This window comes from Bacillus sp. AFS037270 (assembly GCF_002585305.1).
Window position 1 is genome coordinate 26,068 of sequence record NZ_NUNF01000051.1, and the last position, 26,054, is coordinate 52,121.

The 26,054-nt window shown below is 39.1% G+C and carries 26 protein-coding genes and 1 riboswitch; of the genes, 8 read left to right on the top strand and 18 right to left on the bottom strand.

Annotation, left to right across the window (positions count from 1 at the left end; translation table 11 throughout):
- The first annotated feature begins 90 nt into the window (after positions 1 to 90).
- From COD92_RS22820 to COD92_RS22830, 3 genes are all read left to right on the top strand, one after another.
- Entirely contained in the window at positions 91 to 522 is a 432-nt protein-coding gene (locus COD92_RS22820) for a MarR family winged helix-turn-helix transcriptional regulator (RefSeq protein ID WP_098532197.1), read from the top strand.
- 146 nt (positions 523 to 668) lie between these two features.
- Positions 669 to 1,280, top strand: a complete 612-nt coding sequence (locus COD92_RS22825) for a hypothetical protein (protein WP_098532196.1) — start codon at positions 669 to 671, stop codon at positions 1,278 to 1,280.
- Positions 1,281 to 1,293: 13 nt separating this feature from the next.
- A complete protein-coding gene (locus COD92_RS22830) occupies positions 1,294 to 2,991 on the top strand; it encodes a GMC family oxidoreductase N-terminal domain-containing protein (protein WP_098532195.1) in 1,698 nt (565 codons plus the stop codon).
- A 174-nt stretch (positions 2,992 to 3,165) separates the two neighbouring features.
- Here the strand turns inward: COD92_RS22830 and COD92_RS22835 are convergent, their stop codons facing one another.
- The 9 genes from COD92_RS22835 to COD92_RS22875 form a co-directional block, all read right to left on the bottom strand.
- Positions 3,166 to 3,873 carry a response regulator gene (locus COD92_RS22835; protein ID WP_098532194.1) on the bottom strand — a complete coding sequence of 236 codons (708 nt, stop codon included), beginning with the start codon at positions 3,871 to 3,873 and terminating at the stop codon, positions 3,166 to 3,168.
- Positions 3,870 to 5,471: a DcuS/MalK family sensor histidine kinase gene (dcuS, locus tag COD92_RS22840; protein ID WP_098532193.1), complete on the bottom strand. Its 1,602-nt coding sequence runs from the start codon at positions 5,469 to 5,471 to the stop codon at positions 3,870 to 3,872. The genes COD92_RS22835 and dcuS overlap by 4 nt, the downstream gene beginning before the upstream one ends.
- 82 nt (positions 5,472 to 5,553) lie before the next feature.
- Positions 5,554 to 6,801 (bottom strand): NAD(P)-dependent malic enzyme, encoded by a 1,248-nt coding sequence (locus COD92_RS22845; protein WP_098532192.1) that lies wholly within the window; start codon positions 6,799 to 6,801, stop codon positions 5,554 to 5,556.
- A 258-nt stretch (positions 6,802 to 7,059) separates the two neighbouring features.
- Entirely contained in the window at positions 7,060 to 8,025 is a 966-nt protein-coding gene (gene mmuM / locus COD92_RS22850; RefSeq protein WP_098532191.1) for a homocysteine S-methyltransferase, read from the bottom strand.
- On the bottom strand, positions 8,000 to 9,409 hold the full coding sequence (gene mmuP, locus COD92_RS22855) for an S-methylmethionine permease (RefSeq protein ID WP_098532190.1): 1,410 nt from the start codon (positions 9,407 to 9,409) through the stop codon (positions 8,000 to 8,002). The genes mmuM and mmuP overlap by 26 nt, the downstream gene beginning before the upstream one ends.
- Positions 9,410 to 9,491: 82 nt before the next feature.
- A riboswitch (SAM riboswitch) is annotated at positions 9,492 to 9,595 on the bottom strand.
- A gap of 84 nt (positions 9,596 to 9,679) precedes the next feature.
- Complete coding sequence (locus COD92_RS22860; RefSeq protein ID WP_098532189.1) at positions 9,680 to 10,648, bottom strand: carbohydrate kinase family protein; 969 nt, start codon at positions 10,646 to 10,648, stop codon at positions 9,680 to 9,682.
- A gap of 21 nt (positions 10,649 to 10,669) precedes the next feature.
- Positions 10,670 to 12,139 (bottom strand): glycoside hydrolase family 32 protein, encoded by a 1,470-nt coding sequence (locus tag COD92_RS22865; RefSeq protein WP_098532188.1) that lies wholly within the window; start codon positions 12,137 to 12,139, stop codon positions 10,670 to 10,672.
- A gap of 59 nt (positions 12,140 to 12,198) precedes the next feature.
- Entirely contained in the window at positions 12,199 to 13,647 is a 1,449-nt protein-coding gene (locus COD92_RS22870) for a sucrose-specific PTS transporter subunit IIBC (RefSeq protein ID WP_098532187.1), read from the bottom strand.
- Between the two features lie 162 nt (positions 13,648 to 13,809).
- A complete protein-coding gene (locus COD92_RS22875) occupies positions 13,810 to 14,805 on the bottom strand; it encodes a LacI family DNA-binding transcriptional regulator (RefSeq protein ID WP_098532186.1) in 996 nt (331 codons plus the stop codon).
- A 262-nt stretch (positions 14,806 to 15,067) separates the two neighbouring features.
- Between COD92_RS22875 and COD92_RS22880 the strand changes: the two genes are divergently transcribed.
- On the top strand, positions 15,068 to 15,532 hold the full coding sequence (locus COD92_RS22880) for a PTS sugar transporter subunit IIA (RefSeq protein ID WP_098532185.1): 465 nt from the start codon (positions 15,068 to 15,070) through the stop codon (positions 15,530 to 15,532).
- A gap of 125 nt (positions 15,533 to 15,657) precedes the next feature.
- Here the strand turns inward: COD92_RS22880 and COD92_RS22885 are convergent, their stop codons facing one another.
- Complete coding sequence (locus COD92_RS22885; RefSeq protein ID WP_098532184.1) at positions 15,658 to 16,197, bottom strand: CcdC protein domain-containing protein; 540 nt, start codon at positions 16,195 to 16,197, stop codon at positions 15,658 to 15,660.
- A 38-nt stretch (positions 16,198 to 16,235) separates the two neighbouring features.
- Complete coding sequence (locus COD92_RS22890) at positions 16,236 to 17,174, bottom strand: hypothetical protein (protein ID WP_098532183.1); 939 nt, start codon at positions 17,172 to 17,174, stop codon at positions 16,236 to 16,238.
- Positions 17,175 to 17,420: 246 nt separating this feature from the next.
- On the opposite strand from COD92_RS22890, the gene COD92_RS22895 reads away from it, so the two are divergent.
- Positions 17,421 to 17,795: a DUF1284 domain-containing protein gene (locus COD92_RS22895; RefSeq protein ID WP_480254336.1), complete on the top strand. Its 375-nt coding sequence runs from the start codon at positions 17,421 to 17,423 to the stop codon at positions 17,793 to 17,795.
- 113 nt (positions 17,796 to 17,908) lie between these two features.
- Here COD92_RS22895 and COD92_RS32215 read toward each other — a convergent pair whose 3' ends face one another.
- Together COD92_RS32215 and COD92_RS22900 are read right to left on the bottom strand one after the other, a co-directional pair.
- A complete protein-coding gene (locus COD92_RS32215) occupies positions 17,909 to 18,082 on the bottom strand; it encodes a hypothetical protein (protein WP_176541331.1) in 174 nt (57 codons plus the stop codon).
- A gap of 84 nt (positions 18,083 to 18,166) precedes the next feature.
- Positions 18,167 to 18,355 carry a hypothetical protein gene (locus COD92_RS22900; RefSeq protein WP_098532182.1) on the bottom strand — a complete coding sequence of 63 codons (189 nt, stop codon included), beginning with the start codon at positions 18,353 to 18,355 and terminating at the stop codon, positions 18,167 to 18,169.
- A gap of 851 nt (positions 18,356 to 19,206) precedes the next feature.
- Here COD92_RS22900 and COD92_RS22905 point away from each other — a divergent pair.
- The gene (locus tag COD92_RS22905) at positions 19,207 to 19,911 is read left to right on the top strand and encodes a DUF421 domain-containing protein (RefSeq protein ID WP_098532181.1); all 705 of its coding nucleotides are present in this window, start codon (positions 19,207 to 19,209) and stop codon (positions 19,909 to 19,911) included.
- A 61-nt stretch (positions 19,912 to 19,972) separates the two neighbouring features.
- Here COD92_RS22905 and COD92_RS22910 read toward each other — a convergent pair whose 3' ends face one another.
- On the bottom strand, positions 19,973 to 20,539 hold the full coding sequence (locus COD92_RS22910; RefSeq protein ID WP_098532180.1) for an MOSC domain-containing protein: 567 nt from the start codon (positions 20,537 to 20,539) through the stop codon (positions 19,973 to 19,975).
- 142 nt (positions 20,540 to 20,681) lie between these two features.
- Here COD92_RS22910 and COD92_RS22915 point away from each other — a divergent pair, with 142 nt between their 5' ends.
- On the top strand, positions 20,682 to 21,605 hold the full coding sequence (locus COD92_RS22915; RefSeq protein WP_098532179.1) for a PD-(D/E)XK nuclease family protein: 924 nt from the start codon (positions 20,682 to 20,684) through the stop codon (positions 21,603 to 21,605).
- A gap of 50 nt (positions 21,606 to 21,655) precedes the next feature.
- Here the strand turns inward: COD92_RS22915 and COD92_RS22920 are convergent, their stop codons facing one another.
- Positions 21,656 to 22,081 (bottom strand): ASCH domain-containing protein, encoded by a 426-nt coding sequence (locus COD92_RS22920; RefSeq protein WP_098532178.1) that lies wholly within the window; start codon positions 22,079 to 22,081, stop codon positions 21,656 to 21,658.
- Between the two features lie 278 nt (positions 22,082 to 22,359).
- Between COD92_RS22920 and COD92_RS22925 the strand changes: the two genes are divergently transcribed.
- Entirely contained in the window at positions 22,360 to 23,304 is a 945-nt protein-coding gene (locus COD92_RS22925) for an aldo/keto reductase family protein (protein WP_098532177.1), read from the top strand.
- A gap of 83 nt (positions 23,305 to 23,387) precedes the next feature.
- Here COD92_RS22925 and COD92_RS22930 read toward each other — a convergent pair whose 3' ends face one another.
- The 3 genes from COD92_RS22930 to COD92_RS22940 all read right to left on the bottom strand — a co-directional run bounded on the left by COD92_RS22930 (position 23,388) and on the right by COD92_RS22940 (position 25,926).
- On the bottom strand, positions 23,388 to 23,828 hold the full coding sequence (locus COD92_RS22930; RefSeq protein ID WP_098532176.1) for a universal stress protein: 441 nt from the start codon (positions 23,826 to 23,828) through the stop codon (positions 23,388 to 23,390).
- 79 nt (positions 23,829 to 23,907) lie between these two features.
- Positions 23,908 to 25,302 carry a DHA2 family efflux MFS transporter permease subunit gene (locus COD92_RS22935; RefSeq protein WP_098996576.1) on the bottom strand — a complete coding sequence of 465 codons (1,395 nt, stop codon included), beginning with the start codon at positions 25,300 to 25,302 and terminating at the stop codon, positions 23,908 to 23,910.
- A gap of 84 nt (positions 25,303 to 25,386) precedes the next feature.
- On the bottom strand, positions 25,387 to 25,926 hold the full coding sequence (locus COD92_RS22940) for a TetR/AcrR family transcriptional regulator (RefSeq protein WP_141561132.1): 540 nt from the start codon (positions 25,924 to 25,926) through the stop codon (positions 25,387 to 25,389).
- Positions 25,927 to 26,054 lie beyond the last annotated feature (128 nt).

Sequence of the window (26,054 nt, forward strand, 5' to 3'; positions counted from 1 at the left end):
ACTAAATAGTATCATCATCCATACTATTTATCAATTGATAATTGTATTTTGATAACAACTTTGTTATCTTGTCCTTAAGAGGTGAGAAAAATGGACAAAAATGCTCTTTTTTATAAACTTGTGTCGTTCACAGCTTCTGTTCATCGTGTGACCACTGAATTAACCAAAGATGTAAAGTCAGATTTAATCTCACAAGTTCAATATCATATTCTTGAATATATTGCGGTTAATCAACCTGTGACACCAAGTGATGTTAGCGATTGTCAAAACATGTCTATGCCAAACACAAGTCGTGAGCTTAGAAAATTAACTGAAAAAGGGTTGATTGAAAAGGTGACTGATACCGAAGATCGGCGAAAACAATATATTCGTCTTTCGCATAATGGAAAAAACATGATGAACGAAGCCTTCACATCGATAGAATCTCGGTTTTTAACCCGCATCCAGAATGCTTCGAATGAGGATTTAGAGGATATTGAACGTGCCCTCGAAATACTTCAGACCAAAGTATTTTATCAGTAAGATTAATAAGGTAAGAATGCTCCCTCAATCCATTAATAGAGGGAGCTGAGCTCCAAATACATATAAAATGGTTAGATATTTTCTTCATTAAGCACACATATAAATATAAAAGTGTATTTTAGTAACAAGTTAAAGAGGTGGGTTATATGGGCACTGATCCATTTACTAAGACCGTATTCGAAGCTTTTGTAGAGGCAATGATCCCTACTACTCCACCGCTTGCTCAAAAACTTTTTAACGTACAATACTTTGGTGCATCTGAATTACTCATTCATGAATACATCATCTGGACACTAGACCATTCGATTTCCCTCCTAAAAAATACAAACTACTCATTATCAAGACAAACAGCTGAACTGCTTGAATTAGCGGCCCATCAATTAGCATTAAACAGCGGGAATATCCAGACCCTTACCTTTTATAAAATTCCTAATAACATAATTTTCTCAGCCCTAACACCAGAAGACCGTTTACGCTCCGTAACTCTTTTAGAACAACTTACGATTAATCCTGCATACTTACCATATCCTTTTAACCAGAATCCTCGTTTTGTACTGCCTGTCATTGATGTTATAAACAGGCTTGCTATGTTTGGTTTCTATTCGGAATGGTCTGGATATGGGACAACACGTTTGAACCCACCTAACAATCGGAGTTTAGAAACATTTCCCATAAGTTGGATCCAAGTCAAATATCCCGGCCCTTCAAAAGGGTATCATGCATTTCGGGGATACCTAGTCGATAGGTTTATAGAATAGGAGGAACCTAAGCATGTGTCTTGATGCTGATGTAATTGTTATTGGAGCAGGCGGCGGCGGCGCGGTCATCGCCAAAGAACTTGGTGAAAAGGGAATATCTGTTTTACTATTGGAAGCTGGGCCCTGGTACGGCAATCAAAAATGGCCCGAACCTAACAAGCATCCTGGAGCCCTAACCAGCTCGAGCGTAACCGATTTGAGTAAAAACATTTTGGACAAATGTTTTACCGATTATGAAGAAGACATGAACGATTTGGTATCCGGAAAATTACGTTGGGGACCGGCTGACAGGAATCAAAAGCCGTGGTTTCGGGGATTACAGCAAAAGGGATTTATCTGGCAGAATTCTGGGATAGGAGGAACATCCCTACAATACCTTGCAAACTCACCACGGGCTTATCCGATGGCAGTCGATCACGTATGGCCTATTTCCTATCGTGAATTGATTCCCTACTATGAAAAAGTCGAAGCTACTCTTCCTGTGAAACCAGCACCCATGACAGCAAAAGAGGAGTTATTTTTTTATGGAGCGAAAAAAGCAGGGTGGTCGCTATTAAAAACCAATAATGTTACAACTCCAGGATACCGTCCGCAGCCAAATGCCATTCTTCAGCCTGACCCGCAGATCAATAATCCTGGATTTGACTTTAATGAGCCACATTTAGGATGTACACTCAGAGGGCATTGCATAAATGGTTGTAAAATGGGGCCTTCCGTTGAAACTATTGCGAAACGGTCAACATTAGTTAGTTACATACCATTGGCTCTAAAGACAGGAAATGTCGAAATTCAACCAAACACGTTTGTGACCAAGATTTTAACTGATGATGATTCCACTAGAGGACTTTCAGCGATCGGAGTAGAGGTTAGAAACACATGGACAGCTGAAATAACTGAATTAAGAGCAAAGGTTATCGTTATGTCAGCTGGTGTGATTGAAACACCTCGACTTTGGCTGAATTCGAAACTACCAGATAACACTTGGGTAGGAAAGGGCTTAACGAACCATTGGTTTGATTGTATTACAGGTATATTTGATGAGAGGGTCTTAACCAACATCTTGGGAATTTCAGAGGGATTACCGTACATAGGACAAACCTCTGGGGCAAGATTTGACTACCCTGGTCTTGGGATGCTATTAGCTTTTGGAACCAGTCCTGGTGCTTACTCTACTTTATTATATGGATCCAGCCAATCGGGTTATGCCCTCTTCAACACTCCTTCCCTAAAGGGATTAGAAGGAGTAATAACAGGTTCGATGCTAAAAAAGGTCATGTCCGATTATCCAAGGACTCTAAGTATTGCCGTAATTATTGATGACGAGGTGAATCAAAGGAATGGAATTTCGTTAGATCCCGTTCGAATGGATGAGCATGGTCATGTTCCTACCCTTAATTATAACCCTAGTAAAAACGACATTCCTAAAAGAGAATACTTAACTAGAATTGGGGCAGATATTTTAATAAAGGCTGGTGCAAAACAGATCATTCGTACAAACATGCCGCCAGGTGTGTTTATTCATATTCACAGTACCATGCGAATTGGTTATGTCACGGACACAAATTGCGAGGCACATCAGGTAAAAAGGTTATTTATTGCAGATAACAGCGTACTTTACAATAGCCTGGGCGGGCCTAATCCAACTCTTACCACCCAAGCTCTTGCCACACGTACAGCTGAAAAAATTGCAAACAAATATTTTAGTAATTAGTTAGATTAACAAATAAATGTCCTTTACTCGCCTATGATTTGAATATATACTTTCCGCCTTGATTCTGTTCACCATAAATCAAGGTAAAGTAGCAGGACATCTAATCCTATAAAAATCTTTAAGGGACAGCCCCAACATTGAGGAGGTGTCCCTTTTGGTCTTAATCTATACCTATTACAAAAAATTTTTAATCAAATGTTCCTTATATTTATTAAAATGATGTTGGTAAACAGGTCTTCCGACTGTTCCATAAATGACCTTTACCTCAAGAATCCCAATACCTTTTAAAAAGTTTAAATACTTTCGAACGGATACTCTTGAAATTCCAACTATTTTCACAACATCCTCTGTTGAGAACGGACCGTCTTTCATCTCCTGAATTGCGTCCCAAATTTGTTTCAATGTATCCTTTGTTAACCCTTTGGGCAGCTCTTCTAAAATTGTTTTTTCTTCCCGGCGTAATAGCTGATAATCAAGTTCATCCTGACTGGTGACAGGTTGATTTTTAATAAATTCCCTTTTTTCCAAATAGGCTGTTAATGCTAGTTGAAAACGTTCGAATTCAAATGGTTTGATTAAATAATCGACAGCTCCGTATCTTAATGCTTTTTGTATTCTATCCATATCTGACGCAGCTGAAATGATAATTACATCCGTTTCTTTCTCCTTTTCGCGCAGAAAAATTAGAAGCTCGAGTCCCTGTTTTCCAGGCATAAAAATATCCAATAGTATAAGATCGAAATCTTGATTTTCGATAATTCTTATAGCATCTTCTACTGATCTTGCCATTGCTGTTAACTGAAAACCGTTAACTTTAGCAAGATAGCTTTTATTGAACTCTGCTACCATTGGATCATCTTCTACAATCATCACCCGGATCATCCAATCTCCCCCTCTGCCTTATAGGGTATATAGAGGGAAAATATCGTGCCTTTTTTAGGCTTAGATGCAATAATCAATTCCCCTTCCCATTTTTCTATGGCTTGTGAGACTAGATACAGACCTAAACCTCTGTTTTCCCCTTTAGTTGAGAATCCCTTTTGAACAATTTTATTTTGCATAGCTTCACTCATTCCAATTCCAGTATCTTTTACCTCTATTGTTAAAATGTCATCTCCATAATCGAATTCTACGTCAATCTTTTTGATAGAGCAATCAGCCACAGCCTCGACCGCATTATCAATTAAATTACCTAGTGTTGTAATCAGCTCGTGTGTAAGATGGGAATCATCAGGTGGTGGCAGAGGATGATTACAGGAAACGGATAATTCTACCCCAGATTCCCTAGCATAGCTTAACTTCCCAATAAGAAAACCAGCTAACACAGGGTCTTGAATCTTTTTTGTAATGAACCCTATTTCTGTTTTTCGGTGTTTTACTATATCGTTTATATACTCAGCTAATTTGTCATAATAGCCCATACGCACCATTCCAAGGATGACATGGAGTTTATTCATAAACTCATGCGTCTGCGCACGAAGCGCGTCTGCGTATATACGTACTCCTGTTAGTTGTTCCGCTAGGATTTGCATTTCCGTCTTATCACGAAAGGTGGCAATAGCTCCTACTGCATTATTTCCCACAACCACTGGGACCCGATTGACTAATATCGATAATCCGTTTAAATTTTGTTCTTCATCCAGTTCTGCTCTGCCGGTTTTGAGAACTTTGCTTAAGCGAGTTGCGGGCAAGTATTCCTCTACATTTCTCCCAATAGGCTCTTGGCTCAATCCTGCTTTTTGAAATAGCTTTAAAGCGGCTCGATTGACAAGTGTAATCCTCGATTCTTGATCAACCGCCACTATTCCCTCACGCACAGATTGCAGCATAGCACTTCGCTCCTCTAATAACCTTGCGATGGCAAAAGGCTCGAGCCCTAATAAAATTCTTTTTATATATCTAGCTAGCAAGACTGCTCCAATTACCCCTATTACTATCCCGACCAATGTTCCAATGTAGATACCGGTCCTACTCTTATTGACTGCCTTTTCCACATTATTGAGAGAAATTCCGACAGCTGCTGCCCCTACTTGTTTTCCTCCTTTTTCAAAGATGGGTGTAAAGTAGCGCAAGGATGGGCCCAGGGTTCCTCTTGCAAAAGAAACATGTTCCTTTCCTTTTAGTACAGGACCTTCATCACCACCCATAAATCGTTTTCCTACCTTGTTGACATCGGGATGGGATTTCCGTATCCCCCTCATATCCATCACCACAACAAACTCTACATTTGTGGCCACTCTTATTTCATTTGCAAACTGCTGAATATCCTTTTCATCCCGTTTCCCACTCATTGCATCAATAACAAGCGGACTATGTGAGATCATTAAAGCAACATTTTTGGCCTTTTCAACCTGACTTTCTTTCGTACCTTCTGCAACCCTATTACTGATAAGTAAGTCCGTTATAAGGAGTGAAACAGTTACGACAACACAGACAAAAATAGTAATGATTGACTGTAAACTCCATCTTCCTTTTTTCATCTTCTTCCTCCATGTAAAATCACTATGACGTTTAATAAAAAAGAAAATCCCGTTTAAAAGGGATTTTCTTCTTTTGATTAGTTTAAACTAGTGCAAGTTTTGTTTCTTCTTTTGCTATTGATAGGCTGGCTTTAATTTGCTCTACACTGATATTCTTTCGGGAAACACCTGTTTCCATTGCAGCTGAAGCAACTGCTGCTGCAACATGTGCAGCTACTCTCTGATCAAATGGATTGGGTATGACATAGTCTGCATGAAGTTCTACTTCTGAAATTAAACCAGCAATGGCATGAACTGCAGCAATCTTCATTTCCTCATTGATTTCGCTTGCCTGAACATCTAATGCTCCGCGGAAAATTCCCGGAAACGCCAAAACATTATTGACCTGATTTGAATAGTCCGAACGTCCTGTACCTACAACCAATGCTCCCGCTTGTTTTGCTTCTTCCGGCATAATCTCCGGTACCGGGTTGGCCATGGCAAAAATAATCGGGTCACGTTGCATTGTACGAACCATTTCTTTTGTTACGGCACCTGCTGCTGAAACACCAACGAATACGTCAGCACCAACAAGAGCATCCGCCAACATTCCTTCTTTTTGTTCTTTGTTTGTAACCTCAGCCATTTCATCTTTGAATTTATTCATTCCAAAAGGGCGCCCCTTATAGATGACTCCTTTTGTATCACAAAGAATAACATCCTTTACCCCCATATGAAGCAAGAGTTTTACAATCGCCACTCCTGCTGCCCCAGCACCATTTACCACAACACGGATATCTTCTAATTTTTTGTTTGCTAGTATAAGGGCGTTAATTAATCCTGCAGCTGTTACAATAGCTGTACCATGCTGATCATCATGAAAAATAGGGATATCACAAGCTTTTCGCAGCTGATCTTCAATTTCAAAACATTGGGGTGCAGCAATATCTTCTAAGTTTATTCCTCCAAAGGTAGGTTCTAATAATTTGACCGTACTCACAATTTCTTTTGTGTCAGTGGTATCTAGACAAATAGGGAACGCATCCACATTGGCAAATGACTTAAATAACACTGCCTTTCCTTCCATTACCGGCATTGCAGCTTTTGGACCGATATTTCCAAGACCAAGTACAGCCGTTCCATTTGATACAACTGCAACTAGATTCCCCTTCATTGTGTAATCATATACCTTACTTTCATCCTTGTGAATATCCAGGCAAGGTTCTGCCACACCAGGAGAATAAGCTAAACTTAAATCTTTAGCATTATTTACTGGAACCTTAGAAGTAACTGCAAGTTTCCCTTGATGTTCCTTATGCATCTTTAATGCTTCATCTCTTAAGACTGACATATCCTATCTCTCCCCTTTTAAATTTATGCAAACAATTAGTAGAGTTGTCGTTTACACTTTAAATTTATACTTCCATCATAATACTCTGTAAGCATTTTCATAGATTTTGTAATTAAAAAAAGCAAGCTTCATAAAAGTTTTTTTCTTTATAGTCTTCGGTATTCGTTAAAACATAAAACGAATAAAAAAAACAGACCAACGGTAATATCCACCATCGGTCTGTTTATTGATTTCATTTAAATATCATTAGTTTTATTTTTAATCGTGGAGCAAAACCTCAGAAGGCCGCCATTTTTTTGAAATCTCCTCAATGTGTAGAGGAGTGGTTCTGCAGCATCCTCCTATTAACTGTGCTCCTGCTTTATACCATTCCTCAGATTGACTATCAAACGCATTACATTGTTCATGGCCATGCCATGTTTTTGTTTCTGCATTATAGGTTTCACCCGAGTTCGGATAAACAAGAATCGGCTTATTCGTGTTTGCGCTCAGCTCCTGAATGGCACCAGTAACAACATTAATTGGTGCACAATTGAGTCCAATCGCAACAATTTGTTCGCTGTTTTCAAACAACCTAGCACAGTTCGCCAGATTGGTACCCTCACTAATCTCTTCTTCATTTTTTAAAGAAAAGGATAACCATGCATAGGTGTCTGGAAATTCTCGCAACAATGAATCTAGTACTCTTGCCTCCTGCAAGGACGGTATTGTTTCAAATGCTAACAGGTCGGCACCTGCCTCGACTAAGGCAGAAATTCTTGGCCGATGGAATTCAGCTAACGTTTGATCGGATACACCATAATTCCCTACATATTCAGAACCATCTGCAAGGTACGCCCCATAAGGTCCAACTGATCCTGCAACCAACGGTTTCGGCCGATTGGTTTCTCTATTTTCCTTCCAAAAATCATCTCGTGCCCTTTTTGCCAGCTGCACCGTTTTCTTAATTAACTCAATAGCCTCCGCTTCTTTTATTCCACGTGCTGCAAATCCATCAATCGTAGCTTGATAGCTTGCCGTAATAGCACAGTCCGCCCCTGCACGAAAATAATCAGCATGAACTCGATAAATCAATTCCGGTTTTTCAAGTAATACTCGTGCAGACCAAAGGGGATCGTCTAAATTACAGCCATGTGCCTCCAGTTCTGTAGCTAATGCTCCATCAAGAATCATAATAGAATGTTGAGATAAAATGGACTCAATTGGATCGATTTTGCTGGACATACTCTACGCCCCTTTTCTTTAAATTTTGTGTTAGATAATAACTTCCGTAGCAAAACAAAATAAATGGGAGGCCGCAATACAGGGCAATTCGTTGTGTTGGATCAAAGGCAATTCCAATACATGATGCCAAACAAAGGATAAAAGATACAATTGGTACGAATGGGTAAAGTGGTGTTCGATACACTAGGTCCTTTTCAGATTTTCCTTCCTTCAAATATTGTCTCCGAAATAAGAACTGTGACAAGCTAATACTCATCCAAACGACCACCACTGCCAGGCCCGAAATGGACACAAGTACGATATAAACCGTATCTGGTGCAACAATACTGGAGAGTAGCGCCAAAGCTCCTCCCACCATGCTAAAGATGACCGCATTGATTGGGACCCCTTTTGTTGTCATTTTTCCAAAGATCGGTGAGATCGTCTTCTTATCCGCAAGTGACCAAAGCATTCTCGAAGAGGCATAGAGCCCTGAGTTAGCTGCTGATAGAATGGCCGTAAGGATAACAAAGTTCATAATGTCTGCAGCATATGGTACTCCAATTCGTTCTAATACTGCTACAAATGGACTCTCTAATACTCCTGCGTCAGACATAGGCAATAACGCTGATAAAATAACAATTGTTCCCACAAAAAAGATAATCAATCTCCACAAGGTGGTACGAATGGCCTTCGGTATTGTTTTTTCTGGGTTTTCTGTTTCCCCTGCTGCAATACCAATTAATTCCGTTCCTGAGAAAGCAAAATTAACCGCAAGCATGGTCATTAAAATGCCAGTAGCACCATGGGGAAATAAACCTGCGCTTGTAAAATTAGAAAAGAAGGGTTCTGAATTCGAATGAGTCATCGGAAGAATGCCTGCCAAAGCGGCAGCACCTAAAACAATAAATAGGATAATAGCAATTACCTTTATCGAAGAAAACCAAAATTCAGATTCAGCGAAAAACTTGACGGTCAGTACATTTAATACAAAAATCAAAATGGCAAAGAAAGCACTCCAGACCCAAACACCGATGAATGGAAACCACCTCTGCATCAGTAATCCTGCAGCTGTGAATTCAGAACCTAAAGCAACCGTCCAAGTCAGCCAATACAACCAGGCAACTGTGTATCCCGTCCCGGGCCCGATATATTTAGCTGCATAGCTATGGAAAGCTCCCGTTTCAGGCATATGTACGGAGAGCTCCCCTAGACATAACATTACAAGGTAAACCACTAGGGCTCCAATCAGATAGGAAAGTATGGTACCAAACGGACCTGCTTGCTGAATGGTGTAACCTGAACTTAAAAATAATCCAGTTCCAATGACTCCGCCAAGCGACAGCATCACTAAATGACGTGTCTGCATTTTTCTTTGAAATACTTGCTTGTTTTTATTCTCCATTCCTACACTCCTTATGCTACTATCCAGAAAAAGCAAAAAACGCACTCGAAAAGAGTGCGCTGCTGACAAATAAAAACGGAAGCTCTCATCTATCAGGGTCTTCACCCGCAGGAATTAGCACAGTATCTTTGTAGACCTGTTGCTGAGGTTTCATCGGGCCAGTCCCTCCACCTCTCTGGATAAGAATATTTTTTACAACCTTATCAATCTATGGAAATAATGTCAATCAATTTCTATACTTTTAACTAATATAATACGTTTTACTAAATCCTATTTTTGCAGTAATTGAATGATTTCCTCCTTGGTTGGAAGGGAGGAAATCGCCCCTTTTCCTGTGGTCGTAAGAGCTCCACTTGCATTGGCGTACGTAAGGATTTCTTGATGATATTTATGAAGAACTTCTTCAAGATTTTGTTGCCTAACGTTTTTTTCTAAAAGCTTGTATAAAAAACCGCCAATGAAAGCATCTCCAGCTCCAGTGGTATCCTGCACATCAACTGCGAACCCGCTTGATTGAAATTGTTGGCCTTTTATATATAGTTCTGCACCATGGGAACCTTTTGTAAAAATAACAGCTTTAACATCCCCAACAAATAAAGATTGAATCGCTCGATCTACCTCATCAATTCCAGTAATGAATTCTAGCTCTTCATCTGATATTTTCACAAGGTGTGCCTTCGGAATAAATTCTAAAATTGTATTTCTGCAAGCTTCAGGATGTTCCCACAGAGGCAGACGGACATTGGGGTCGAAACTAATTATACTGCCCTTATCCTTTGCTAAACGAATTGCCTTTACATGGGCCTGCTTCATCGGACTTTCCACTAAATCTACTGAACAGAAATGGAGAATATCACCCTCTTCAAACCAATTCTCCTCTATTTCACTTTCATGCAGTAAAAGGTCTGCAGAAGGATTGCGATAAAAAGAAAAGTCCCTCTCTCCATCAGCTCGTAATGATACGAAGGCAAGCCCTGTATTCGCCTCACTTGTTCTTGATATATTATCCGTCATCACCCCTGCCTGCTGAAGCTGCTCTAAAAGAAAATCACCAAACGCATCATTACCTAATTTGGTAATCATCGATGCCCTTCCTCCGTATTTGGCTACTGCGGCTGCGACATTTGCCGGCGCGCCACCAGGAGCCCGCTCAAACTCTACCACATCTTTTAGCGCTTTTCCCTTTTGAAGGGGAATAAAATCGATCAGTACCTCACCAATTGAATACATAGTTCTCATCATCTACACCTCATGCTCCTACTAAATGTCCCATTTGCTTGCTTGAAATAATGCCCTTCCGCCTTCTGCAAAAAAACGTATCTCCTTGCTATCCGCACCAGGGAAAATCCTGCAGGTAAATACCTCTTCACCATCATTTATAAAAATCTCAACAGAAGAAATATCTGCAAAAAGATGAAGCTTTATTTTAGATCCATCTACAGAGCATTTCCTCTCAGTTCCATACTTTTCTCCGACTGGTTCTCCTGAGAAAGTACGGTCTAATATGACCTTTTTCTGGACCGCATCATATTTAAGAATTGTTTTTTCCTTTACACCCGCTCTGAATTCAATACCGAATACTTCCGCATCAAAGTTCTCAAATTCACATATCATCTCAAATGAAGCCCCATTAAAATGCTGGTAATCCTTCTTCTCATCTAAGAGGATATCTCTTATTTTATAATGTTGTTTACGAAGCCCCTGAAGTTCTTTGACTGGCTGCTGAATGAGCTTGCTTCCACGGATCGATAATTCTCTAGGCAGCGTCAAACAATGAGCCCAACCATTTTTGTCAGTCGGGTATTCCATTTCCGGAAGCCCCATCCAACCTACTAAAATTCTACGGCCATCTGGCGCCAACATCGTTTGTGGTGCATAAAAATCAAAACCTCTATCCAGTTCCCGAAAAGAGCCATGTGTCAGGGTACGTGTTCTTACATCAAGTGGTTCACCAAGAACATAACCAGATTGATAAATATTTTGAAACAGATCTCCATTAGGGGTTAGTCCCTGTGGAGAAAAAATTAAAACACCTTGGTCCTGCAATTCAAAATAGTCCGGGCATTCCCACATATAGCCGAAACTTGACAGGCTGGTTCGCAATTCCCCTTCAAAATTCCAATTCTGCAAATCCCTAGAACGATACAGCACAACACAGCCTGTCTCATTCTCCCGCTGCGCACCTATGACAGCATAGTATTCATTTCCTGCTTTCCAAACTTTAGGGTCACGGAAGTGGTCTGTATAGCCATATGGTACATGATCTATTACGGGTTGTTCTAACTTATTTACTTTTCCAGTCACATCCATAAAAGCTAGGCATTGATAGGGATGCCGCACCCAGTTCTCATCACGAGTATTGCCTGTATAAAGGAAATGCAGTTTCCCCTCATGCTCAATCGCACTTCCGGAATAAGCCCCATGACTATCGAACTCATTTGAGGGTTCAATTCCGATTCCGGCATTTTCCCAATGAACCAGATCCTTTGATTTAGTGTGATACCAATATTTTAGTCCGTGCACGGGTCCTAGCGGAAACCATTGATAAAACAAGTGATATTCTCCATTATAATAAGAAAAACCATTGGGATCATTTAATAAACCTGTTTCTGGCTGTATGTGAAAAGTTTGCCGCCATTGGCATCCCTCAACTTCTGATTGCAATTTCAAGATTTCTTCTTTGCTTGCTTCTTCTATCCGTCGATATCGCTGCTCTTTTGTCCATATCATGTTTGTCTAACTCCTTATGAAAGAAAGGAGAATCACCTGATTCCCCCCTTTGTTATTAATTATGCCGCTTGTTTCTTATTGGCCGAAGTACTTTTTCTAGAATCACGCTTAGCCAGCACAAAAGTAACGACGAATGCTACTACAATTGAAATAGCCATTCCAATTACATAAGACAGAATGGAACCCGGCTTGATTGAAATGATTCCTGGCAGGCCGGCCGCTCCCAATGCAACAGCTTTTACCTTAAAGAAGGTGATAAACCCTGATGCAACACCAGATCCAATAATCGCTCCTATAAATGGATATTTTAGCTTTAAATTGATACCGAACATCGCTGGCTCTGTAATTCCTAATAGTGCGGAAATACCGGAAGCAGAAGCAAGACTCTTCAGCTTTTTATCTTTCGTCACAAGCAACACAGCAAGAGTTGCTGCACCTTGAGCAACGTTTGACATAGCTGCTATTGGGAATAGGAATGAGCCACCCGTTTTTGCAATATCGGAGATTAATTGTGTTTCAACCGCAACAAAGCTTTGATGCATACCTGTTATGACGATCGGGGCATAGAATAACCCTAATAGAGCGCCGCCAACAAATCCCGTCGTATCATATAACCAAACAAGGCCGTCTGTGAAAAGGTTACCAGCTGTTCTCATAAACGGACCTACAAGGGTAAACGTTAAAACTCCAGTTACCAAAATCGATAATAGTGGTGTTAACAGATTATCCAAAGCAGATGGAATGACTTTACGTAAACTAATTTCTATTTTTGCTAGAATAAAAGAAGAAGCCAAAACGGGCAGCACCGTTCCTTGATAGCCTACTTTTTCAATATCAAAACCAAGTATGTGCCAAACTGGTACTTTGTGATCGACTAAAGCGGCTCCGTAGCTATAGGCATTTAACAAATCTGGATGAACCATAATCATCCCAAGGGCAGCCCCTAAATAGGCATTTCCCCCAAATCGTTTTGTTGCCGAAAACCCTATTAATACTGGCAAAAATACAAAGGCAGCATTTGCAAACGTATTAATCATCGCAGCTAAGTCAGCGATACCCGGATTCGCATCAATCAAGGATTTCCCTTCCATAAATAAATCTTTAGCCGTTAATAAGTTATTCAGTCCCATTAATAAACCGCCCGCAACGATGGCTGGAATAATTGGAACAAAAATATCAGAAAGTAACTTAACTAACTGTAAAAGAGGATTTTGCTTTTTCGCTCCTGCATTTTTTACCTGACTTGTTGACATCTCGTTAATCCCTGCAAGGTTTACAAATGGTTTATATACTTCATTAACAATTCCAGAACCTAAGATGATTTGGAATTGTCCAGCTGTAGAAAATGTTCCTTTTACCGTATCAATTGCATCTAATGCAGCTTGGTCCACCTTTTCTTCGTCATGTAAAACTAAACGTAGTCGCGTAGCACAATGTGCTGCAGCTGAGACATTTTCTTTACCGCCAATTGCATCCAAAATCGCTTGTGCAACTTCCTTGTGGTTCATGATTCATTCTCCTTTTTTATGGTTTCTAGGTATCTATTTAGAATTATCTTGTTGTAGAACCGGTTCCAAACGGGGTTAAAAAAATAAAACGCAGAGTTACTGGAACCGGTTCTATTTTTTAGATTAGAAAAACGGTTCTTTATGGAACCGATTCCAAACACATTATAATTTACCACTTAATAAATTGTCAACGCTTTCCCGTTCAATTATTTTATATTTTGATAAAATAATTGGGGCTAATTCTTCACTGTTTATTAATTTAACCATACTTTGGGCAGCCACTTGTCCGGCCTCTTTATAAAAAAACTGAACAGTCGTTAAGCTAGGATGGATGATCTCTGTAACTTCATATCCTCCGAAGCCTGTAATGGATAAGTGATCCGGTACATTAATCCCCTTTAAATGAGCTGCTTTTAAAGCACCAAGGGCTATGTTATCTGTTGCACAAACAAGTATAGAGGGATTGAACTTATCAATTATATCCGGAACCCTTTTGATCGCCTCCGCCATTTTAAAGCTCGTTTCATAATAGTTAACTTCACAGTCTCCCGCCTCTTGAATCGCCTTTGTGAACCCTTTTTTTCTATTGACGCCGACAGCAATATCTTGTTCCGTAACTCCTAAATAGGCTATTTTCCGGTGCCCCTTGGCGATTACATATTTTCCTATATCATAACCCGCCTCGAAATCATTATGGATGAGACTATACACAGCTTGATGCTGCTGACCAACAAGTAAAATAGGTATTTGCAGCTGCTGGAATGCTTCAATGTGTGTATCGGTAATTTGTGTTGCAAGCAAAATAATTCCCGCAACCTTTTGCCTAGCCATGGTGTAAATATTTTCGATTTCACGATCTAGATCCTGACTAGTGTTTGATATTAACATTTGGTAATTTAGTTCCCTAAGCTGCTCGTCTATTCCTATTAAAGTTTGTGAAGTAGCGTAGGAATCCAGCCGAGGCACGATTGTTCCAATAATATTTGGTTTCTTTGCTTTTAAACTTTGAGCAAAAGTATTAGGAATATAACCCGTTTCTTTTATTACCCGCTCAATCTTTTTCTTTGTTAATTCGCCGACAGACCCACCATTTAAATACCTGGAAACAGTACTCTTGGCAACACCAGATAATCGGGCAATGTCTGCAATAGTTTTCATAGCTTCAACCTCATTTTTCATGTAACCAATTTTTATTTTTCATTCTATCGGTTAATTTTAATATTTTTTCTTCCTTGGTAATCTATTTTTTAGTATAAAATCATTTTTTCCATGAAGAAAGTCGTTTAGAATAAAATTGTTGAATTTTTTTCTGCAGGTCATTAAAATAAAAGATAATTCTATAAATTCATTAATCAAAATTGGAACCGGTTCCTTAGTCCTGTTTTTCACAATAAAAGAACGCATAAAGGTGGTTTTTCAAATGTTTAAAGGATTATTTAAAAAGAAAACGGTTGAAAGTGATCCATTTATCTTACAACCGTTAGAGGGACAATTAGTACCAATCGAAACCGTTCCAGACCCTGTCTTCTCACAAAAAATGATGGGAGATGGCTTTGCAATCCAGCCAACAAAGGGAACAGTTGTTTCACCAGTCGATGGAAAAGTAATAAGTATATTTCCAACAAAGCATGCTGTGAGCCTTCTTGATCATAAAGGAAAAGAGATTCTAATTCATGTAGGAATTGAAACAGTCAACTTAAAAGGTGAAGGCTTCACTTCTTTTGTCAAGGACGGGCAAACCGTTAAAAAGGGACAAAAGCTGCTCGAGGTTGACTTTGAATTCATTCAAGAGAAAGTACCCTCAATTATTACACCAGTAGTATTTACAAACCTAAGTGAAAATGAAAAAGTCGTTATTGATGAACAGGGCGTAAGAATTATCTAGAATAATCTTTTTTAAGCAATAATCACGTCTAGCCTCTCTTAACTTACAGAGAGGCTTATTCGATAACGATAATAAGTAATTCTCGCTTTGCTTGTCGATGAGCTTAACCAAATTTTTTACCAATATTAATTTTCGGATTGAGTAAAGTGCTTCTTTTTCTTTAATAAAATTAAATAATAGAAAATGTAATATGCAAACATAATCAGCAATAGTCCTGCTGTCCAGGAACTTCCGACGGCTTCGCTAATATTTTGATAGCCATTTGTTTGCTTTTGTAGTGCCGTATCGGTTAGTATCCCAGATGTGTACATCCGATAAAAACGATACATAAGCCTGGCTAAAAAGATGAAAGTAACCGTGCTCCCTATCCATATATTTGGACGGTAATACCAATGCTTTTCTCTCTTCTCAAAGGTAGTTAAAGCTGCCCCATAATAGCCGAGAAGGATACCTACTAGAATCCCGACAACATCTGAGATTAAGCTGATCGGATGGGTAAGCCCTACAGATAAAAAGGCCAGCCCAATAATAAAGAAAATACACGTCCTGATCACCAATTTACGAGGATGAAGCTCCTGCCAGCCAATATTCCGGCGAACCCGCCTGTAGATACCGAAAATAAAGATTGCGCTGATGATGATAAGGGTACTCAAGTGCTGCGTCATGGATTTTACCTCCTAAGTATTCACTTTATTTTGATATTCTACAACCTCTCAACAATCTCTAGCTTTTCCTTCTTAATTGCCTCTAACTCTATCATTTTTTCATCCGCCAGCACATCTAACTTCTGCAAAATCTCTTTTATTTTAGCGTACTGATTTCTTGTATTCTGCAAAGATTTTTGAATTTTACCTTGAACCATAAAATCCGCAATGAACCCATCAAAAAAGAAATCGGCAAACTTTAACATTCCAGAAATATTGACTTGAAGAAGAGCGGTTTCTTTTATATCCAATAATTCCTTTTGGAATTGGCGCATGCCTGTTTGAGCATGATGGAGAAACTTTTCAGCTTTATCTATATGTTGATGTTTGACCAAATCTGAAATCGTTCCACCACCTAATAAATCCCACGTCCCCCAGCCTTCCGCTTTCTCAAGTGCACTAATTGCATGAGCAAGAGTTCGCACCACAGCATTACCTGCTGCTTTCGCTTCATCTAGTTCGTTTACATATGATTTTAGAACTCCTTCTTGCTCACTTAGTTCAAACACTTTGGCCGCAAACGGCGATGTACTCGCTTTGACTATATTCTCTTTTTGCAGGAGTAGCTGCTGATAATTATACTCCGCACGATTAAGATTTAGCAGCTTTTCACGCAAATCCTCCATCGCTTTGTCTATTTCTCTTTTCGTTTTTTCGGCCTCTTCCAATTTATGCTGTGCTACGATTAATTCTTGTTTTTCTTTTGCTAGTTTTTCATCCTTTGTACCAGTTAGTGTAGCAATTAAGTTCGTCAGACTGATACTCTCCAACTTATGAACATCCTTCTGCTCTGAATTCAACCGAGCTCGTAACTCTTCAATTATATTTATGACCATTGATAATTCTCTTTTATATTCCTCCATCTGGAGATTATATTTGTCTTTTTTTCGTAATTCCCCTTGAATCTCAACAAGTTTTGCATTTATCTCCGAGAACATAAGCCCCCTCCATTTTTATGCCAAAATTAATCTTAGTTTCAAATAAATAATCTACCTTGTACAAGGTAATGTACTTATTTTTTGGAATATATTTCTAATAATTTTAACATTAATTATTGGGGCTTACATCACGAAAATCTGATAAAAAATTCAGAAAAAAACTGTATAATGGATGACAAAGGAGTGATATCGTTGAGTTTGAGTTTACGGGGTCACCATTTATTATGCGTACATGGCTTTCGTGGGATGGGCTACAGTCCCGATTTCGTAAAAAAAATGAGTGAAATTGTTGAGCAAATCAGAGATGATCAATTAGACTTTCCAATACAAGTGGTAGCTGAATTAGATGATACTTGCTGTACGTGTCCACATAAGGGAAAAATGACCTGTGAGGCAAGCGTTGGTTCTAATGAGCACGTCTTAACAATGGACCTTAACGTCATTCGTCAACTAGGATTAATTGAAGGTGCTGTCTACAATAAGTCCTTTTTAATTCAATTAACGGCTGAAAAGGTGGAACCTGATGATTTAGATTATATATGTAAGGGATGCTCCTGGCTTTCATATGGAGTATGCAAAGAGGGGGTTGCTGATTTACGGGAGAAGTATTTAAAAGAGTAAAATAAGAACAAAAGCGCTGGAGCTGGACGTCGACAGTCCGTTTATTAACCGTCATCCACAAAGAAAATCCCCCAAACCATTCGGGCTGGGGGATTTTCTTTTAGCTTAATTGGCTACAAACCTCCGCAAGCTGGGGGCGTCCCCTTTGTTTTTTGCGCCTCTCGGCCTTTTCCAGTTTCTTTTGAAACTGATTCAAGTCCATAACCAGTAGTACTTATTTCTAGGTTCTCTTCTTGGTTCTTTTTAGCTGTTGGATTTAGGTTTGGATCAAAATTGTTTGTTTCCATTTGTGCCCTCCTTGCAACATTGATATATTAATTATCTGCAATAGACTGGGTTTTCATTACAAGGAGCTTTTTCGAGGTCCTTTGTTACTCTTTCTGCTTAAAAATAATGATTGCAAGTACTAGACCAACCACAAAGGTGAAACCCGAAAATAGGCCTAATTCTATCTTGTTATCCCAGATTACGAAAGAATTTGATACAGTATTTGCAGTTGCTACAAAGGTCGCCACAAAAAATATTTGAGCTGCACTAAATTTCTTTCTTACCTTCCCCATTGTTAACTCCCTTAGGTATTTTAACCAATCTTACATTTTATGTCATTTTTAATCTATAGGTATTTTGTCATGATGGTTATTTGCTATCCTAAGATTTCAAAACAGGATAAGGGCAATGGAACCTTCCTCTAGAAAAATTGACATAAAATTTACAATTCAAATGTCGGTAGTTTACAAATCATGCCTATACTATGGTTATCAAATAAATAATAAGGGAGTTGCCAAATGATCGAATTCTTCATTCGCCTTGTAATTTTGGTCCCTCTTTGTACGCTATTCTGTCCTTAAACATTCATCACTAAAAATCCCATCCTATTATCCAATACGATACCTTCCAAACCAACTCATCGCTCCCTTCATTCATTTCAGTACTTTCTCAAGCCTGAAACAATTTTGTCCTTTTTCCCAGTGATTAAAAATAAAAATCATCCATACTAAGCACCAAAACTATTTTGATACTCAGGGAAAAAAGCATATCCCCATCATAAAATGTAAAAACAAAGGCATATTTGATTATTTGTACTCATATACTTGTAAAACATTTTCACTAGAAAGGGGAATCTGGACCTATGGATATTTGCATTTCTTGTGGAAAAGAGTTATCAATTATGGAGAGAAATAGGACTGAATGCTGGGAATGTAGAGATACAACAGTAGAAGCCTATACTGAAGAAGAATAAGTCGTCCTTATGTTCATTTGTCCCTCTGGTTTTTAGAAAAAGGCCCAATTCCTTTAACAGCTAAGGACTGGGCCTTTTTGGTTTTAAAAAAATGAGCTCATTTTAGGATTATGATTAGAACATCAGTGTTAAACTAAGTGGGAGTTTATGGTACGAAGGATGGTGTCTAGTATGGATTTTGCTCAAGCACAGGATACACTGACAATTATTGAGTGGATTCTCCGGGCTGTGGTTGTTTTTTTCTTTTTGCTGATAGTGGCTAAAGTTTTAGGGCAGCGGGCCATCTCCCAATTAAGACTGCTTGATTTCGTTATCGCGTTAGTAATTGGAAATATTATTGCCCATCCGTTGTCTGACGACCATCTGGATTTAAAGGGTTCTATGACCACCACAGTTGTCTTGGTTGTTTTATATCTTGGATGTATTTTTCTGAATCTAAAATTACCTTGGTTTAGAAGACTTGTTAACCATGCTCCCATCACCCTCATCCAGGACGGAGAAATTATTTTTAAAGGATTAAAGAAAGCGAGAATTACCATTGATGCCTTATTAGAAGAATTGCGGGAAGAAAAAGTGGTGGATTTGAAAAAGGTTTCCTTAGCGATTTGGGAGGCTGATGGTAAAATATCCGTCTTTTTAGATCCAAAATACGAACCGATTACCCCTGCTTCCTGTCAAATGAAAACAGACCCATTTGAATTGCCAAGGACCATTATTAAGGAAGGCAGAATTAATTCAGAGGAGCTGAAACAAATACATAAGGACGAAAGTTGGGTTATTTCCGCTTTAAATCGCTCATATAAAACCGAGGTTAAAAACGTTCTTCTGGCCACACTTGATACGAAGGAAAATCTGAAAGTATTTTTATATAAGTGAAAAACTGACTCAAAAATTTTTTTGAGTCAGCCGCTATTTCAGCCTTTTCAAAATTGTTGGATCATTGCATCGGATTGGAGTAATCATTCACTAGGATCTGCACTTCGTCCGTTTCATGGATAATCCCCGGCCTTTCGACGGCACAAACAATCCCCCGCCGCTTATAGCCTGCTTTGACAAAACGAGTGGCAAGCTTCGAATGTTGCTCATAGTGCTTTTGAATTTCTTCTCCAGGCAATGTACATGGCATATTTTCCCCCATACAAATTAAGCCTGCTCCACTTGGGAAGAGGATTCTTGAGCCTAGCGTGAGTTTCGTTAATTCAGGATATCCCTTTACCAACAGATTTGCTCCTAACCACTCCGGCAGTACCTTTTCAATTTCTAGCTTTTTAGCAATTTGAGCTAAATCCTCCTCAGACACGATTGTAATCTGCCTGCGGTTTAGTATCTCCGTTCCTCTAGGGTACATGGGCTGTCTTGAATCTGCCTTACTCGTTATCCCAAAATGACGGTCGCCTTTTATTCCCCCAAACTCAAGTGAAACTTCTGGAATTCTTCTGGTCACAAATGTCTCTGGAAGATCGGCAATTAATATTGACTGTATGTTTGCCACTGCTTTTTTCAAAAAAAACCCTCCCTTTGTCAATAAGGATGTTAATTTAATATTACCATTAATAATCGCCTAAAACATGCCAATTGATTTTTGCAGCCCAATGCCAATACAATGAATCTATAATTATTATGAATTTAGTGAAGAGGAGTAAACTATGTACGTTTACCGCGATTATCCCGAATTTACTTGGTCCAATTCCAGGCACAAGACCTTTTTAGAGTGCACCCGAAAGTATTATCATCAATACTATGAATCTCATAATGGCTGGGAATATGAAGCACCGGAAGAAAACAAGGCCGCTTACCGTCTTAAAAATATCAAAAATATTCCCATTCTCTTAGGAGATGAAATCCATAAGGTTATTGACCTTCAGCTAAAAAAATTTCTAAGCGGTAAAAGCCTCTTTATGGAAAACGATATGATTGCTTTAGTAACGAAAGGCTTGAATAAAGCCTATTTAGATTCAACCAGATTTCGCATGCACTGGTTCCAGAAACCAAAGCGATACCAGATGCTTCATGAAATCTACTACGGTAATGGGCTAAGCCCTGATGAGATTAGTTCTGCGAAAACGAAGCTGCAGCTATGTGTGAATAACTTCTTTAGGAGTAAAACCTATCAAGATATTCTGAACAAGTTAGAGATGCATGTCCTGCACTCAGAGGATTTTCAAACGTTTGAAGTGAATGGTGTCGATGTATTTGTGGTCCTCGACTTTGTTTATAAAGATGTCAGTCAAGGAAAATGGATTGTAGTCGATTGGAAAACTGGTAAGGAGTCAGAGGAGGACCGGAAACAGCTTGCCCTTTATGCCCTATTCCTTTCACAAAAGCACGATATCCCGATTGAAGACATCGTCCTTCGGAACGAGTATTTGTTAACAGGCAAAAGCCAGGAATATCAATTAACCCAGTTTGAAATTGACTCAGCTCAAGTATTAATGAATGAAAGCATCTATCATATGCTTGGCTATCTCGAAAATCCCGCAAGGAATAAGCCACTCAGTATAGACCAATTCGAGAAGAACTCTTCAAACAAGTGCCAGCGCTGTAACTTTAAAGAAAAATGTGAAGTTTAATCATGGTGTCAGGCACCACAAAAAGACAGTGTCCACTAGTGGCTGACAACTTACATGTCGTATTCCCATAATCCTAGGTGTCCTTTTGCAGGAATCGGCTGGTCTAGCAGCTTCATGTCTTGTACTTCCCAGGCGTAGTTTCCTTCATTGAAGTCTCCTAAGAAGTAGTTGTTCTCTGATACGATGACGCCATTTTCTAGGACGGCCCATGTGGATTGATTGTTTGTTACCTTTAAGCAATTAATCAAGTTACAAACAGCGATAATCTTCCCAGTTGGAAGATTATCCACTGTATATCCATGTTTACCGAGTAAAGCTTGAATAGCTTTATGAGAGCATACGGCTTTATCTACTTGTTTACTTGTATGTATTGCCAATGGTCCCCGATAGGTGGTTCTCCATGTCCTTGTTTCATATATGGCTTCTCTCAATACAAAAAGACTAGCCCATGGCTGTTTCATCGACAAAACCTTCATGATACCAGGCCCTTCCTTAAAAGTTTGTATCTTAAAGTATTATCACGTTTTCCTGCTCCCATTCAGTCATTAAAGTTCTAGTGACTACCCTTGTGCCTCCTTTTTTTGATCTACGGTCTTCAATAAGCTCTATTGGCTACCCTCAATCTCAATTATTTATAAAAATATTACATAGATTACATTAGACCTAACCATGTTTCTGTAGTATAGTTTGAATTGTTAGACTACTACTTTTACAGATTGTACCTAAAAATGAAATGTATTGGAGGAAACGGTAAATGCAATATCGACGTTTAGGCAATACGGGATTAAAGGTCAGTGAAATCAGTCTTGGAAGTTGGCTTACATATGGCGGATATGTGGAAGAACAAAATGCCGTTGCTTCGATTGATCAAGCCTATGAATTAGGGATTAATTTTTTTGATACAGCAAACGTTTACATACGTGGTGAGGCCGAGAAGGTTGTTGGAAAGGCGTTAAGCAAATATCCAAGAAGCTCTTATGTCCTGGCAACAAAAGTATTTGGAAATATGGGCGATGGTCCAAATGACCATGGTCTATCACGCAAACATATTATGGAGCAATGTGATGCCAGCTTAAAGCGCCTTGGCATGGATTATATTGATATTTATTATTGTCACCGTTTTCACCACGAAACCCCTCTAGAAGAAACGTTGCGTGCGCTAGATGACCTTGTCCGCCATGGAAAAGTTCTTTATCTAGGTGTAAGTGAATGGACAGCCGAACAAATAACGGAGGCAATCCATATTGCCGATAAAAAACTGCTGGACCGTATTGTTGTAAATCAGCCTAACTACAGCATGCTTCAGCGTTATATTGAAAAAGAAGTTATTCCCGTAAGTGAAAAGCATGGAATCGGCCAAGTGGTCTTTTCACCTTTAGCACAAGGTGTGTTAACAGGAAAGTACAAAAAAGGTGAGCTGCCTCCAGCACAAAGCCGGGCCGCACAAAAAGATTTAAATTTATCTCATGTGCTTACAGAGCAAAACCTTGATAAAATAGAGCAGTTAAAGAAAATTGCTGCGGAAGAGGATTTAAGTTTAAGCCAGCTTGCACTTGCTTGGATATTAAGACAGCCAAATGTGGCTAGTGCTCTTATTGGAGCAAGCCGTCCGGAGCAGCTGCTAGAAAATGTAAAGGCTTCGGGTGTGACCTTATCTACTGATAGTCTTGAACAAATTCATGAAATTTTAAATGCATAGGCTTTTAAGGCAGAAATGAAAGAGCACCCGCTACTTGCTTAGCAGATGCTCTTTTTTTTGTTACTTTCTATTCACGATAGAGTCTAATACTCAGGTGTACGAACAACCAATACATCACAAGAAGCTGAACGAACGATAGATCCAGACACGGAACCAATTAAGTAACGTTCAACAGCATTTAACCCTGTAGCACCACAAATAATTAAATCCGCCTCTACAAAGTCAGCGATCTCCTTCGTGATGATCGTTTTTGGAGAACCGTATTCGACTACTGCCTTTACGTTTGTAACACCTTCAGCTTTAGCTTCTAACTGGTAGGCATTTACAAGTTCCTCTGAAGCGCGCTGTGCACGCTCAACAGTGGAGGGTTCATATGCTTCGAAAGAACGAGTATTGAAAATGTTTACTATGTTTAAAGTTGCGTTTTTGTTAAGTTTTGCAACATCGATTGATTTGTGAAATGCGTATTCAGCTTCCTTTGAACCGTCTACAGCTACTACGATACTTTTATAATGATTTGCCATCTGTCATATCTCCTTCTATTTGAAGCTTATACTATCTAAAAAAAGATTCTTAATCGTAGACCAAGTGCAATATCAATATTTAAGATTGATGAGGCCTTTTGATGAATAACGATAGGACAACATTAATCACCGCTAATACTAAACTAATAGTAAATACTACTGATGATCCCGCTGCTGCTGCTTGTGGCAGTTCATTGGCAGTGGCTGCTAAATAACTATTCTCTTTGGCTGAAAAAATGGATACCAATACCGCAATACCGATAGCGCCAGCGACCTGTTGAAGCGTTTGAGTTAACGCAATTCCATCTGGATAGTACTGTTTCGGAAGCGAATTTAACGTGTTAGTTTGGACAGAAGCAAGAACAGCACCTATACCCAGCATCATGACAATATGTGTTACCACAACCATCCATATAGCTGTGTCTGTACCAAATTGTGAATAGAAGACATAACCAATCGCTACTAAAATGGTCCCAGGCGTAATAACCGTTTTTGGACCATATTTATCAAATAAACGTCCAATAGTTGGAGCTAATACGCAGTTAAGTAAGCTTCCTGGCAGCAGGATAAGCCCTGTTGTAAAAGCAGCAATTAATAGAGTCATTTGCATATACATCGGTAAGATGACGAGCATGGACAACATATTAAAGAACGTAATAAAAGTCATAATGACCCCAAGAACGAAAAGTGGATATTTAAATGCGATTAGATTCAGCATAGGAGTCTCCATTTTCGTTTGACGAGTCGCAAAAATAATCAGTGCTATAAATCCAATAATGATGGATCCAAGAACTGTTCCACTCGTCCAGCCTGCCTCACCAGATACACTGAAGCCGTAAACAACCCCGCCGAATCCAATTGTCGAAAGAATAACCGATACTGCATCAATCGAGACCTTACGAACCTCATTTACATTCGGCAAATAAAGCACCCCGAAAATAAGAGAGAACAGTAAAAATGGTAATGTAACCAAGAAAATCCAATGCCAGGATAATGTATCTAATATAAGTCCTGCAATGGTTGGACCTAATGCTGGACCTGCTAACATAACTAAGCCCATCACACCCATCGCAGCGCCTCGTTTATTTGGAGGAAAGATCGTAAAAATAACATTTTGCGTTAACGGTAAAGCAATCGCTAAGCCTGCTGCCTGGACAACACGTGCCGTCAATAAAAGACTAAATACAGGTGCCACTGCTGCTAAAATGGTCCCGATAAGGGATAGTGATATAGAAGTCAAAAACATTTGTCTTGTTGTGAACTTTTGCATCAAAATACCGGTTACAGGCACTAAAATACCTAATGTTAAGAAATAACCTGTTGCTAACCATCCGACTGTTGTTGCATTAGCATTAAATATTTGAGCTAAATCTCCTAAGGCAATATTTAATGCCGTTTCACTAAATAGTCCCACAAATCCTGCCACAAAAAGAGCAGCCATAATCGGACCTGTTTTAATTTGTTTGTTTACCATCGATCCTGCTTTAGCTTGTTGATTTGTAATTGATTCCGATACAATTTGTTCACTCATGTATTTTTTTAAACTCCTTTAATATATTTAGTAATACCTGCGAATAACCTTTAATGGATCGCTTGCTTTTTGTGTTAAACAAAGCATAATTCCACCTTCCATAGAGGCCGTCATCATCAGCGCAATGGATTCAGCAGATTCTTTCGGAAACCCATCTGCTGCTAACTTGTTCGAATAAATTCCTTGCATTTTACTGTATAGGTCCGAGCAAGCCCCACGGACTGTCTCACTTAGTGAAGCTATTTCGCTGATAATACTGCTAAATGTAAATCCTGTAATCGTTCCTTCTGTTTCAAAATTAACGATTAATTTTTCAATCATTCTGTTTGTAGCTTCTTGCGTAGTCGGATAAAGTTCAAAGATCTCTTCGATATCCTTGGTAATCACTTCGTTTAAAGAATGAAGACAAGCGATTAGTAATTCTTCTTTTCCATTTGGAAAGTGATGATAAAACGAACCTTTTGAAAGGTCACATGCTTTTAAAATTTCGCTTAATCCTACACCTATATATCCTTTTTGTTGGAAAAGTGTTGTCGCGATGTTAATTATCAGCGATTTTGTATCCATTCCCGTAGTACACCCCCGCCATACCAACCGGTCTGTTTGTAACTATAACAAAAATTATTTCCCTAAGTCAAGGCTTTTTTCACAAATTAGACACAAACATGGTTGGATTCACTCGAAAAAATGCCAAG

Coding starts and splice junctions, on each gene's coding strand:
- COD92_RS22820 (WP_098532197.1), top strand. CDS start 91: ATGGACAAAAATGCTCTTTTTTATAAACTTGTGTCGTTCACAGCTTCT.
- COD92_RS22825 (WP_098532196.1), top strand. CDS start 669: ATGGGCACTGATCCATTTACTAAGACCGTATTCGAAGCTTTTGTAGAG.
- COD92_RS22830 (WP_098532195.1), top strand. CDS start 1,294: ATGTGTCTTGATGCTGATGTAATTGTTATTGGAGCAGGCGGCGGCGGC.
- COD92_RS22835 (WP_098532194.1), bottom strand. CDS start 3,873: ATGATCCGGGTGATGATTGTAGAAGATGATCCAATGGTAGCAGAGTTC.
- dcuS (WP_098532193.1), bottom strand. CDS start 5,471: ATGAAAAAAGGAAGATGGAGTTTACAGTCAATCATTACTATTTTTGTC.
- COD92_RS22845 (WP_098532192.1), bottom strand. CDS start 6,801: ATGTCAGTCTTAAGAGATGAAGCATTAAAGATGCATAAGGAACATCAA.
- mmuM (WP_098532191.1), bottom strand. CDS start 8,025: ATGTCCAGCAAAATCGATCCAATTGAGTCCATTTTATCTCAACATTCT.
- mmuP (WP_098532190.1), bottom strand. CDS start 9,409: ATGGAGAATAAAAACAAGCAAGTATTTCAAAGAAAAATGCAGACACGT.
- COD92_RS22860 (WP_098532189.1), bottom strand. CDS start 10,648: ATGAGAACTATGTATTCAATTGGTGAGGTACTGATCGATTTTATTCCC.
- COD92_RS22865 (WP_098532188.1), bottom strand. CDS start 12,139: ATGATATGGACAAAAGAGCAGCGATATCGACGGATAGAAGAAGCAAGC.
- COD92_RS22870 (WP_098532187.1), bottom strand. CDS start 13,647: ATGAACCACAAGGAAGTTGCACAAGCGATTTTGGATGCAATTGGCGGT.
- COD92_RS22875 (WP_098532186.1), bottom strand. CDS start 14,805: ATGAAAACTATTGCAGACATTGCCCGATTATCTGGTGTTGCCAAGAGT.
- COD92_RS22880 (WP_098532185.1), top strand. CDS start 15,068: ATGTTTAAAGGATTATTTAAAAAGAAAACGGTTGAAAGTGATCCATTT.
- COD92_RS22885 (WP_098532184.1), bottom strand. CDS start 16,197: ATGACGCAGCACTTGAGTACCCTTATCATCATCAGCGCAATCTTTATT.
- COD92_RS22890 (WP_098532183.1), bottom strand. CDS start 17,174: ATGTTCTCGGAGATAAATGCAAAACTTGTTGAGATTCAAGGGGAATTA.
- COD92_RS22895 (WP_480254336.1), top strand. CDS start 17,421: ATGGGCTACAGTCCCGATTTCGTAAAAAAAATGAGTGAAATTGTTGAG.
- COD92_RS32215 (WP_176541331.1), bottom strand. CDS start 18,082: ATGGAAACAAACAATTTTGATCCAAACCTAAATCCAACAGCTAAAAAG.
- COD92_RS22900 (WP_098532182.1), bottom strand. CDS start 18,355: ATGGGGAAGGTAAGAAAGAAATTTAGTGCAGCTCAAATATTTTTTGTG.
- COD92_RS22905 (WP_098532181.1), top strand. CDS start 19,207: ATGGATTTTGCTCAAGCACAGGATACACTGACAATTATTGAGTGGATT.
- COD92_RS22915 (WP_098532179.1), top strand. CDS start 20,682: ATGTACGTTTACCGCGATTATCCCGAATTTACTTGGTCCAATTCCAGG.
- COD92_RS22920 (WP_098532178.1), bottom strand. CDS start 22,081: ATGAAGGTTTTGTCGATGAAACAGCCATGGGCTAGTCTTTTTGTATTG.
- COD92_RS22925 (WP_098532177.1), top strand. CDS start 22,360: ATGCAATATCGACGTTTAGGCAATACGGGATTAAAGGTCAGTGAAATC.
- COD92_RS22930 (WP_098532176.1), bottom strand. CDS start 23,828: ATGGCAAATCATTATAAAAGTATCGTAGTAGCTGTAGACGGTTCAAAG.
- COD92_RS22935 (WP_098996576.1), bottom strand. CDS start 25,302: ATGGTAAACAAACAAATTAAAACAGGTCCGATTATGGCTGCTCTTTTT.
- COD92_RS22940 (WP_141561132.1), bottom strand. CDS start 25,926: ATGGATACAAAATCGCTGATAATTAACATCGCGACAACACTTTTCCAA.